7 protein-coding genes and 1 other RNA gene are annotated in these 11,498 nt (G+C 34.7%); 1 reads left to right on the top strand and 7 read right to left on the bottom strand.

Annotated features, from left to right (window positions below):
* Positions 1 to 85: 85 nt before the first annotated feature.
* The 7 genes from KQI69_RS03180 to KQI69_RS03150 all read right to left on the bottom strand — a co-directional run bounded on the left by KQI69_RS03180 (position 86) and on the right by KQI69_RS03150 (position 10,738).
* Positions 86 to 4,510: a hypothetical protein gene (locus KQI69_RS03180; protein ID WP_216563840.1), complete on the bottom strand. Its 4,425-nt coding sequence runs from the start codon at positions 4,508 to 4,510 to the stop codon at positions 86 to 88.
* A complete protein-coding gene (locus KQI69_RS03175; protein WP_216563839.1) occupies positions 4,503 to 5,237 on the bottom strand; it encodes a DUF6063 family protein in 735 nt (244 codons plus the stop codon). Before KQI69_RS03175 ends, KQI69_RS03180 begins: the two co-directional genes overlap by 8 nt.
* Before the next feature lie 2 nt (positions 5,238 to 5,239).
* Positions 5,240 to 6,853 carry a hypothetical protein gene (locus tag KQI69_RS03170; protein ID WP_216563838.1) on the bottom strand — a complete coding sequence of 538 codons (1,614 nt, stop codon included), beginning with the start codon at positions 6,851 to 6,853 and terminating at the stop codon, positions 5,240 to 5,242.
* Between the two features lie 59 nt (positions 6,854 to 6,912).
* Positions 6,913 to 7,256, bottom strand: a transfer-messenger RNA (tmRNA) gene (gene ssrA / locus KQI69_RS03165).
* Positions 7,257 to 7,356: 100 nt separating this feature from the next.
* Positions 7,357 to 8,709 (bottom strand): methyl-accepting chemotaxis protein, encoded by a 1,353-nt coding sequence (locus KQI69_RS03160; RefSeq protein ID WP_216563837.1) that lies wholly within the window; start codon positions 8,707 to 8,709, stop codon positions 7,357 to 7,359.
* 342 nt (positions 8,710 to 9,051) lie between these two features.
* Positions 9,052 to 10,371: an aspartate kinase gene (locus KQI69_RS03155; protein WP_216563836.1), complete on the bottom strand. Its 1,320-nt coding sequence runs from the start codon at positions 10,369 to 10,371 to the stop codon at positions 9,052 to 9,054.
* A 184-nt stretch (positions 10,372 to 10,555) separates the two neighbouring features.
* Positions 10,556 to 10,738, bottom strand: coding sequence for a hypothetical protein (locus tag KQI69_RS03150; protein ID WP_216563835.1), 183 nt, complete (start codon positions 10,736 to 10,738; stop codon positions 10,556 to 10,558).
* Positions 10,739 to 11,024: 286 nt separating this feature from the next.
* On the opposite strand from KQI69_RS03150, the gene KQI69_RS03145 reads away from it, so the two are divergent.
* A complete protein-coding gene (locus KQI69_RS03145; protein WP_216563834.1) occupies positions 11,025 to 11,366 on the top strand; it encodes a helix-turn-helix domain-containing protein in 342 nt (113 codons plus the stop codon).
* The last annotated feature ends 132 nt before the right edge of the window (positions 11,367 to 11,498 follow it).

Here is an 11,498-nt window from a genome sequence, read left to right as displayed (position 1 = left end):
CCCACTTATTGCTCTACGCAATAGAAGTGGGGGACTTACTTGATAGTGTTAAATCTTTAGAAAAACATACCGATGAAACATTACACTAAAACATAAGTTCCTGCTGTGTCACATGAATCTGTGTTGCTATCATTGTCTCCTGCTCATCTCCTCTTGTATGCTCACCTTTTAGATACTGCATTCCGTTCCTAAGACTTGCCGCAACAAGATTGAGAACATATATATTATCAAATCTATCGTAAATTGAGTCACCACCGAGACCAGAAAGACATATAAGCTGTGTATTTGTCTTTTTTGCCATATCCATAAGCGGTTTCAAAAGGTGTGATGCATTTGTCTGTGCAAAAGGATTGTCCATTACAAGCACTTTCCCTTCATTATAATTGGCAAATACATCTGACACATCTTTTCTCATATAGTAGAGAAGACTTGAAAGCACGATAAATGCTGATAAAAATCCTTCACCACCTGAATTTTTTGCTACATCCGACCATGATATTTCCCTGCCTTTCTGCTCCTCTATTTTATACAGCCTTATACACACATTTCCAGTACCGACAACCGTATTATAAAGATATTTCGTGTTGATATAAAGACTTATCACATCCTCCGGATTGTTATTTTCCTCCAGAGTCTTAACTGTTTTTGCTGTGACATCGTCAAGAATATCCTGTAATTTTAAATGATATATCTCCTCATTAGAATCCCATTCAGGAATTGTTATCTTTAGCATCTTCTTATCTTTTCCATGCACTTTTATTGTTGAATTGCCATCAATCTTTCCAAGCTCCTCATGTACATCTCTTACATACTCCTCTATAAGCTCAACTATCCTCGTCCGTTCCTTCTCTACTATTGCAACATCTACTTCAAGCTTTTCTATCATACTCTCATATGAAGATACAAGGATATCGAGCTGTTTTAAGAAATTAACTGCATTGTCAGTAATCGACATTAAAACTTCTATTGGTTTTTGGAAAAAATCATCCCTAAAATCATTTTTTCTTGCCATATCATTTAACATCCTTGCTATAATAGCACTCTGCTTTCTCTCATTTTCAAGAAGTCCCCTGTAATCCCTTATCATCATTCCCCTGAATTTGTCTATGTCTTTCACTGACTTTCCTGAAATATCTGATTTTTTCACTGCACTTTCTGACTCTCCAGCCTTAAATTCACTGTACTCAGCAAGTGCAGAAAGATTTGCCTCATACCCTGCAAAAAGTTTTTCCACACCATCAAGATCAGACTGTCTCTCTTTTATTTCATTTTGAAGCAGAATGATACGGTCTTTAAAGTTCGTATCATTTATCTTTTCTTTGCTGACCGGCTCTTTCCTGTCACATATTCTGTACATATCACTATAAGCATGTTCAATATCTGATTGTTTTTTTGTAATCTTTTTATCAATACCTGCAAGTTTCTCATTATATAATTGAATTTTCATTTTATTGGAAGAAATACGCTCATCAAGTTCGCCTTTCTCCTCTTTATCATATTTTATCTTCTCTACCTTAGAAATATCAAGTCCATATTTTGCAAGCAGTTCTTCTAATTCCTTTCTGCTGTAAGTAAATCTCTCCCTTGCACTTGTATACTGTTCATTGAGAAGCTGCATCGTATTTGAATAATCCTTTAAAAGAGCATTATACTCAGCCTCTTTTGCTATTCTTTCTTCCTCTTCAAGCAGCTTATCCCCATCCTCATGTTCAACACCTTCCTTAAACTCCTCAAAAAATTCATATCGCTCCTGAAGACTTATTTTTTCCTGCTTTTTTCTCATCTCATTTTTCTCATCTGATTTGATGTTTTCAATAAGCTCCTCAAGTTTCTCTGAAAGAATATTTAACTTATTGTTAATGTCATCATTTTTCTTATCAAGCTTTATCTTTTCTTCTTTTGCATCACAATAATCACAATAATTTTCTTTAAGTAAGTTAAAATCCTGCATCCTTATGTCTGCCAGACCTTTTTTCTCATTTAACTCTGCTATCTTCTGGTTTATATGCTCATTTGTCTGAACTATTTCTCTTCTTAAATTTTCTAAATGCTCCAGCCTATTTTTAAGCTCAGTTATCTCACTCTCAAGTTTCTCAACATTTTCTTTGCAAACCTCAATACTGTCACTTTGTATAGTCTGATTTTTTATACATTCCTGTTTAGAAAAATATTCCCTGTATTCAGCATCCCTTCTTTCAATATTATCCTGTACTTTCTCAGCCTTCTTTTTCTTTTGTTCAATAATATCATAACGTTTTTCTGCATCAAGAAGTTCGCTCTGAAATGCCAGATAAAAATTCACCTTATCAAGTTCAACCACCCCGGTTTCATTATTTATAAAACCTTCCTCAAGTTCCTCTCTTTTTACAATAGGAACAGGCATTGCCGTAAACACCTTACTTTTATCTTCTGATATTTTTTCAAAATCCGCACTTGAAATTATTATAGCATATGGAATAAATGGATTGTTTGCAGCAATCTTTTTATTCTCATCAAAACTTCTCCCATTATTTGAAAGCCACTCCATACCATATATAAAATCAATCTCAAGCGAAGAAAGGTATTCCTCAAATTCTCTTGAAACCTCTAAAATTCTTCTGCTCTCTAAAAGTTTAACCTCGGCAGCAAGCTGTTCGTTTTCTCTTTCTAACATCCTTTTCGCCGCACTTATCTCCTGCAGCTTTCTCTCTGCACTGTTAAGAATTACAGTTTTATTATATATGTTATTTTCCTCAACAAGAAAATATTTGATTATATACTGTCTTACCATAAGCTGTGTTTCATAATCAGCCAGCCTTTCTTTTTCAATGTTTAAACTGCCTTTTTTATCTATAAGTATATTTCTGATGTCTTCCTGACTTCTGCCATGTTTTATATAATCTTCATCATTCTTTGATTTCTCAAGTTTTAATGAAGCTGTCTTATTCTTTATTTCGGATATCTGTTTTTCATACTCCTCGCCTTTAAGTTCCAAAACCCCAACTTCATATTTTCCAAGAATATTTCTCATAAACCTCTCATTATATTTTCTGTTGAACTGCTCTTCCACAGAATCATAATTTATGATTTTTGCCTGACATTTTCCTATTTGAAGTGAATTTAAATCTTTTTGTTTAAAACATTCCGATCTGCTTGTATTATATTTCTGTTCCTGCTCCTCCTGTATCTTTATATTTTCTCTGATATTCCTGATTTCAGATTCGCATACCGAAACAGCCTTAGAATAATGATTGAAAAGTATTCTTCCAAGTTCATTTCTTCTAGGCTCTTTTTCCTTCTCACTTTTCTTTGATGTCTCAATACGGCTTTCAAGCTTTTTACACTCTGCAAATGCTGCATTTTTGGCTTCATTCTCCTTTGCACAAAGAAGAACCGCCCTCTTATTTTCAAGTTCTTCCTTCTGTTTTACAACCTGTCCTCTCTCAAGGGTAACCTGTTCATATTCATGTGCCAGCTTGACCTTCTGCTCATCTAATTGATGAATATGGTATGATATATCCTCATACTTTATGTCTGCTATGTCCCTCTGCCTTTTTCTTATCTCATTATCAAGAAAACTCTTTCTGACATCCGCTTCTTCCCGCAGTTCATTTAATATTAAAATAAAATATGCTATGTCATTTTCTTTTGCGAGCCTTTGCTTAGTATAATCAAGATATTCATCAGCATAAATCTTTATTCCTGAAGTCTGCTCCAAAAAACTCTTTAGATTTTTCATTCTGTGTATCTTGGTCTGGTTGTCCTTATACTGTCTTGCATATTTTTTTATAATAGTTTCAAATTCGTTAATCCGGCTGCCCTCTTTATTAAGTTTACTCTCAACAGCTTCCAAAAACCATTTTTCAACAAGACCTTTCTCATCACGGCAATCCACAAATAACTCAGAAAGTCCTGACTCTTTTAAATTTATCTTTTTTATGATGGTTTCCCACTCTTTATAATTTATCTGATATTGTTTCAACTTTTCAAAATACATCCTTGACTGTGCGGCTGTATCCATATCATAATAATTAAAATGCATACTATCTTCTTTTTTAAGGTTTTCAAATAGTTTTTTACATGCACCCCAGTTCTTTAATGTCATACCTGAAGCTGTCTCATTTATAATCGGAATATGATAAATATCATTTTCACATCTTTCCTTATATTCATATATAAAATTTATCATTTCCAGCTCATCATGAGCCTCACCATCTGAAACTTCCTGGTTTTTTCTAACCATCATACCGGTAAGAACATACCCTGCCTCACCGTCAAGTAACCATTCAACCATAATCAAAGTAGGTCTGTTTGTCGTAAAATAACTTTCAAACTTTCGGTCTTTTGTATCCCTGTATCTCTTATGTACAAAAGGAGCAGTCATCATCTGCACCAATACTGTTTTTCCGCCACCATTTCTCAAAGACATAAGTGTACTTTCACCGTTAAACTGAAATGCCTCATCACTTATCTTAATAGAATTATTATTATAATTTAAATTTACAATACGAAGTGTATTTATCTTACTCACCTTTTATCATTTCCTCCTCATCACTAAGTCCCAAAACCTTACGCACCCTTGTATAATTATTCTGGTTCAACAAATTCCAATCCATAAAACTGTCAAGTTTTTTTGTTGTATTTATCATATCATCTCTCTCAATATACTCAATAAGTCCCTGTTCCTGTAAAAAAGTCAGGATTCTGTGTATAAATCCCTCTTTTGTTGTTTTTGTCTTTCTTCCTTTCTCATCACTTTTAAGTGCCGTATATGCCTCAAGCATATTTGAAAATGCAAGTCCTGTTTTTTCTTCTTCGTCTTCCGTAATATTATTTCCAGCCTCTAAAAGTCTCTCAGAAACAAGATTTATAAGTTCACCGACCTTTATATATTCCCTTGATTTACTGCTGCTTCCCTGACCATCATAAAATTCCGTCAGCATAGTCAGAACTACAAACTGCGAAAGATAATAATCCTTATCCGTCGCACCTGACCGGCAAAGTCTTGCCTTTAGCTCCTGTTTTGAAAAACCGAGAATATCATTGTCCTCATATGGTATAAGATATACCACACTCCCATATCTCTCCACTGTACATTCAGCCATTTCTCCCTGACTCTTTACAAGTTCCATAATTCTTGGATTTTGTGTGTATCCATCAAACAATTCCTTATTATCTTCTTCTCTTAATTCATGTTTTGAAACAAGAGTCCAAAATATCTCCTGACTTTTCTTAACTTCTTCTGCCTCGTATGCCATAACTACTCCATTTCTTTCTCAAGTTTAAAGACTACATTTGAACAGTATATATCACGCCTGTCTCCAAATTCATTATAAACATCCCTAAAACAGACTGTCTGTCCATCATCACATCTTCTTACAATAACCCTTTTAATTCTGTCAGCCTTTTTTTCATCCGCAATCTTTAATAGCATTTCATTTAGCTGAAAACCACAGCTTTCTTCTGCAACTATATTCCTTCTCTCTTTTCTCAGATCCTCTATATCAATACTTCCAGCCTTAATGAACTCTACCATTATCTCCTTAAACATTTCAACATTCGGTATAAAAACCTTTTTCTGTTCGTCAGTCATACTGCTCATTGAAGCAAGATCCACCTCCCCATCACTTTGCTCAATCTTTTCAACAAGATATTCCATACTTGACTGATACTTCTTTAACTTTTCCCTGAGTTTTCTCTCTTTCTGCTCCTCATAATCCACTGCATCAAAATCCAGTTTTTCTTCTTCATCATCGCTGTTTTTTTCTCTAAGCGGTTTCTGATACTGAATACACTTATTAAGATTGTAAATCTTTTGTGGATCATTTCTAAACAATGGGTTTAAAAACATATTTATATTTATAAGACTGCCCGGATGTTCAATAATCTTATCATAAAGATCATTTCTAAGTGAAAATCTTTTTATAAGCGTCATCTTTGACATCTGTTCAAGTTCGTGTGAATAAAGTTCCTTGAGATCAAAATGTTTATTTAAGATTTTCTGATGTTCATCTATAGATCTGCTCAGATATCTTTCTATATCCTGAAGATTATGAAGTTTTTCCATATCTTCCCCACTCAAAGCTTTGATATTTATGTTTTCTTCCTCAAGTTCTTTTACCCTGTTCCTCACAACCTTTCTGTATTCCATAAATTTATGCTTTGTGTCACTTATCGTTGACATATTTTCATCTAATATCTTCTCATAATCTTCAACAGAATAATTAAGTGCATTGCGCCTTATCCTGTCCATAGCTTCCTGAATCTTCTGAAGCTGTATACGAAGCATATTGAAAATATTTTTCACCTCATCAAGAGCCTGATCATATGTAGCACGCTCTAAATGCATCTTAAATATCATCTCATGTATCGTGAGTTTAAGGTTGTTTTCAATTTCGAGTGTTGAAAGCACAAGATTATATCCATTATCAGTAAGCTTGTAACTTGTCCTTTTAATATCCCCATCAATATACACTACTTCATTTGATACGTAACTTATATTTTTCTTTTTGTATTCCCGCTTTTCAAAATCAAAGCAGTCAAAATACATTGCACGTCCCTCATCACATAAAACAACATTTATAATAAACTCTGCAAGTTCACCACTTTTTTCATAAGATAAGGTTTTCTTAAAATCCCTGTTGCATATATCATCGACAAAAACAGATATGTCATCAATAGTACAAGGCTGTTCTTTTAGTGAATACTCCATAATGAATAAAAGAACAGCATATATTATATTTACCTGTTCATCCATGCTTTCAAAACCATATTGTCTCCAAGTTGTCTTCTGCCAACTGTTTTTTATAAGTGTTGAATACATTCCAACACTTTTCATCCTTTTTGAAAACTGTTTTAAAAAATCATATTCCATTTTAGCTTTCCCCTTAATATAAATAAAGCCCCAAAACATTGTATTTCAATGCTTTGAGGCAATGGAGCTGCGGGGAGTCGAACCCCGGTCCGAACCCAGATTCAATGTACTTCTACTGTTATAGTCAGTGTTTTAACATTCCCTCTGGCTGACGCCCACTAACAGGCTGCAGCTTTTGGTAGCTTCATAAATGTTCTAATATCTCAAAGCTTTGACATTAGAGGGTCCCACAAGGTTGACACCGGTGATCCTCATCGTGGGCTATGAGGGCCGATGAGCTGCAACTAGGCAGCTAATGCAAAATTATCTTCTGCGTTTAAATTTAAGTCGAACTTTTTACGTGGTGTCCGACCACGAACAGCTTCTCCATCTTCAGTGAGCCCGTCGAAACCAGTACAACCCCGTTGTACTGAGCTGCTCTCTGGCAACTGTTTGTTTTATATTTAATATATTATATCATAATTCAATATAATTGTCAAATGCCAAATAATGTAAAAAACTAATTAAAACTTAGCTACCTTAAACTTTCTGATAAGTCCGTCAAGAGTCTCTGCCTGACCGTTCATTTCCTGACTTGCAGCTGCACATTCTTGTGCTGTAGCAGAGTTATTCTGAACATTATTATTTATCTGTTCAACTCCCTGATTTATCTGTTCAAATGAATCATTCTGTGAACTCAGTGCCTGTGCGACACCATTCACTTCTTTTGTTATCATGTTTGAACCACTAACCACATTTTCAAGCTGTTTTGCAGTTTCGTCAACTATGACGATTCCTTTTTCAACAGCTTTTACAGAAGTCTCAACAAGCTGTGATGACTCTTTTGCTGCCTCTGAGCTCTGCGCCGCAAGTACCGATACCTGATCCGCAACAACAGCAAAACCTTTTCCTGCTTCACCTGCCCTTGCTGCCTCAATCGATGCATTCAATGCAAGAAGATTTGTCTGCGATGAAATGTCATTTATAGTTGCAATAATCTTGCCGATTTCTTTAGATGCCTCACTTATCTCATTCATTGACTGAACCATTTCCTTCATCTTTTCATTTCCAGTTACAATCTCAGTTCCAAGATTTCTTACTCTCTCGCTTATTTCTTCTGCATTATTAGCATTCTTTGCTACCTGCTCAGATATATCCGTTATTGTAGCTGCAAGTTCTTCTGTAACTGCCGCCTGGTCTGTTGAACTCTGTGCAAGCCCCATCGAACTTTCTGAAACCTGTCCTGAACCATTGGCTACCTCATCGGCAACATGCTGTATACTCTTAACTGTTGAAGCCATGCTCTCCTCAAATGCCATAAATGAATCCCTTATTCCTTTAAAATCACCCTGCCATTCAACTTGTGGTTTTACAGCAAAATTTCCTTTTGAAAATTCATCCATTGAATTTGAAATATCATCAACATATGATGCAAGTATTGAAACCGATTTTCTAAGGTCGTGTGCAAGCTCACCAATCTTATCTTTTCCATGATAATCTATCTCACAGTGAAGATTTCCTGCTGCAATTTCTTTAGTAACCTTTTCTATAGCTATAAGTGGTTCGATAATAGACTGAACTATCTTTGCACCTAACATTTTTGAAAATACGATTGCAAGTACTACAAATCCTATAATAACAATGATTCCAATCGAAAACACTATTGTCGTACTGTCAACCATGGCACCCATTCCACCAGCTCCGCCTGGTCCTCCTAGGCCATCTTTAGTTCCGACATGGCTTTTTACATCTCTAAACAACATACTTAAGACTATAATTGATAAAATGCCCGATACAACCATCAGTTTAATAACAAAATTATAGCCATAATTAATTTTGTGTCTCACGTTTAAATTTTCAAGTTTCTTTTCAAACATAATTATCACTCCTCATCTAAATATTTAACATTCTCTTCGAGTAAAATATTATATAACAAAACTGCAAAAAGAATCAACAAAAAATACGAAACTTTCCAAAAAATATACGAAATTTTAATATTTATACTGGCGGGTATATATTTTTTGCAATTTTTTACTTTATGTATCTGTGCATATCCACGGCGTAACATTTTTATATCTGACAAATTTACTATATCATAAAAACAAAACTGCTACACCAACATTCTTTATCTGTCAATGCAGCAGCTTTTAATCCATTTATAAAAGAATACTCCTTTTAAAACTTTTGCAATAAGCAATCAGAAATCTGTTATCTACATATTATAACTGTGTCGTTACAAAAATATCATAAATTGCCCTGATTGCAGCCTCAAAGTCATTATCACTTACACCTATGATGATATTAAGCTCTGACGAACCCTGGTCTATCATCTTGACATTGACATTTGCATGTGCAAGTGCTGAGAATATACGGCCTGCCGTACCTCTTGTAGACTTCATTCCACGGCCAACGACAGCTATAAGTGCAAGGTCAGCCTCGATTTCAATGCTGTCCGGATGTGCATTTCTGTTGATTGCTGAAATAACAGCCTGTTCTTTTGCTGCAAACTCAGGCTCATGCACAAATACTGTCATCGTATCAATACCTGAAGGCATATGCTCAAAATTGATTCCATTTTCTTCAAACGCACTGAGCACCTTTCTTCCAAATCCAACCTCGGCATTCATCATATCTTTATCAATATTTACTGATACAAAACCTTTTTTGCCCGCAATACCTGTAATAGTATATGCTGGATGGTGACATGTACTCTCAACGATCCATGTTCCCTCATCATCAGGAGCATTTGTATTTCTGATATTTATAGGAATACCTGCTTTTCTGACAGGAAAAACAGAGTCTTCATGAAGTACGCTCGCACCCATGTATGAAAGCTCTCTAAGCTCTCTGTATGTTATAACCTTGATAGGTTTTGGATCATCTATGATTCTTGGATCTGCAATAAGGAAACCTGATACATCAGTCCAGTTCTCATATGCTGTAGCATGAACAGCCTTAGAAACGATAGAACCTGTTATATCTGATCCGCCTCTTGAAAAAGTCTTTACAACACCCTTTAATGTTGCACCATAAAATCCCGGTACAACAGCATTTTCAACCTTTGAAAGACGCTCACTCAAAATCTTGTCAGTCGTATCTGCGTCGAAAGAACCGTCCTCATTAAATATAATAACTTCCGCAGAATCAATAAATTCATAGCCGAGATAGTTTGCCATGATGATTCCATTTAAATATTCCCCTCTTGAAGCGGCATACTGTGAGCCTGCTTTTTTCTTAAAATTATCAGATATCGTTTTAAACTCCTCATCAAGAGAAAGAGTTAAATGAAGTCCATTTATTATAGACTCATATCTTTCTTTTATCTTTTTAAGTTCTTTAGAGAAATCCTTGTCCGCTTCCGCAAGGTCATAACATGCATAAAGCATATCTGTGACTTTTGTATCTTTTGAATTTCTCTTGCCCGGTGCACTTGGCACAACAAATTTTCTCTCAGGATCAGCTTTGATAATGCTTCCAACTTTTGCAAACTGAGTTGCACTTGCCAAAGAGCTTCCACCAAATTTTACTACCTTAATCATTTTTGTCTCCTCACATATTCTTTATTTCTATGTTTATGATGATGGTAAATGATAGTGCACCTTTCACCTGCTTATCATCAAATTCACCTTAAAATAGGTAATCCCATCAATGTTTTATAATTTATCACAAAATCTTGTGTTTGAAAAGGGGAGTGAAAGGAAAATGTTCAATTTCCTATATTTTTTAAAGTAAATTCAGTGGATCGATTCCCAGATATGAGCATACCTCAAGCATCTCAGTCGCAGTCATCTTTCTTTCTGATTTTCCCAATAATAAATTTATATCTACCATTGTCTTCTCAGATACCTCTATAGCTGAAATGTTATTTTTCCTGATATACTCTGCAATTTCTCTTGTAATATCCATTTTGTCACCTCGTTTTCCTGTTTACCGAGAACTGTATATATAGTGCTTTCATTATACTCTTGATAAAAGAGAAATTCAACCATGCGTTTTCTTAAACTCAAAGAAACCTTCTGATATTCTTGACACTGATGTTTTCATTTTGATACTATCTATTTAACAATAAACTCAATATTTAAATTTAACGAATATATTTTTTCATAACTGACATTAATATTAACAAATCATTTGGAACTTATCCGACAACATAGAAAAAATCAGACTATTGATTATAGAAACGAGGTTAAAAATGAAAAATCCTGTTATTGCAAAAATGCTTAAATATTACCGAAAGGCAAACAATCTTACTGTAGATGATGTTGCTTCATATCTTGAAAAATGTGGTGTATCTGTCGCAACAAAAACAATTTACGGCTGGGAAAGTGGTCAGACACAACCCGATGCCGACATTCTTCTATCACTTTGTAAGTTTTACCGGATTACTGATATTCTTGGCACTTTTGGTTATTCTAAAAACAAAAAGATGGAAACTATGACATACTCACTTAAAGAAAGAGATATCATAGATGCATATCGTAAAAACCCAGACATGCAGGCTGCCGTTGATAAACTTTTAGATATCGGACGTTAGCTGAATAATCTTAAATTTTAGTTATAAAGTTATAATTTTTATATAGCAGCACAGGAAATATCAGAAGTCCAAATCTAGTGTAGTGACATATTGATATTTAGTCAAATGACGCAGAATGAATTTTTCATTCTG

This window comes from Eubacterium sp. MSJ-13, assembly GCF_018918235.1.
GTDB lineage: Bacteria > Bacillota > Clostridia > Lachnospirales > Lachnospiraceae > Butyribacter.
The sequence above is the reverse complement of the archived record's forward strand: the minus strand, read 5'-3'. Positions and strand labels throughout refer to the sequence as shown.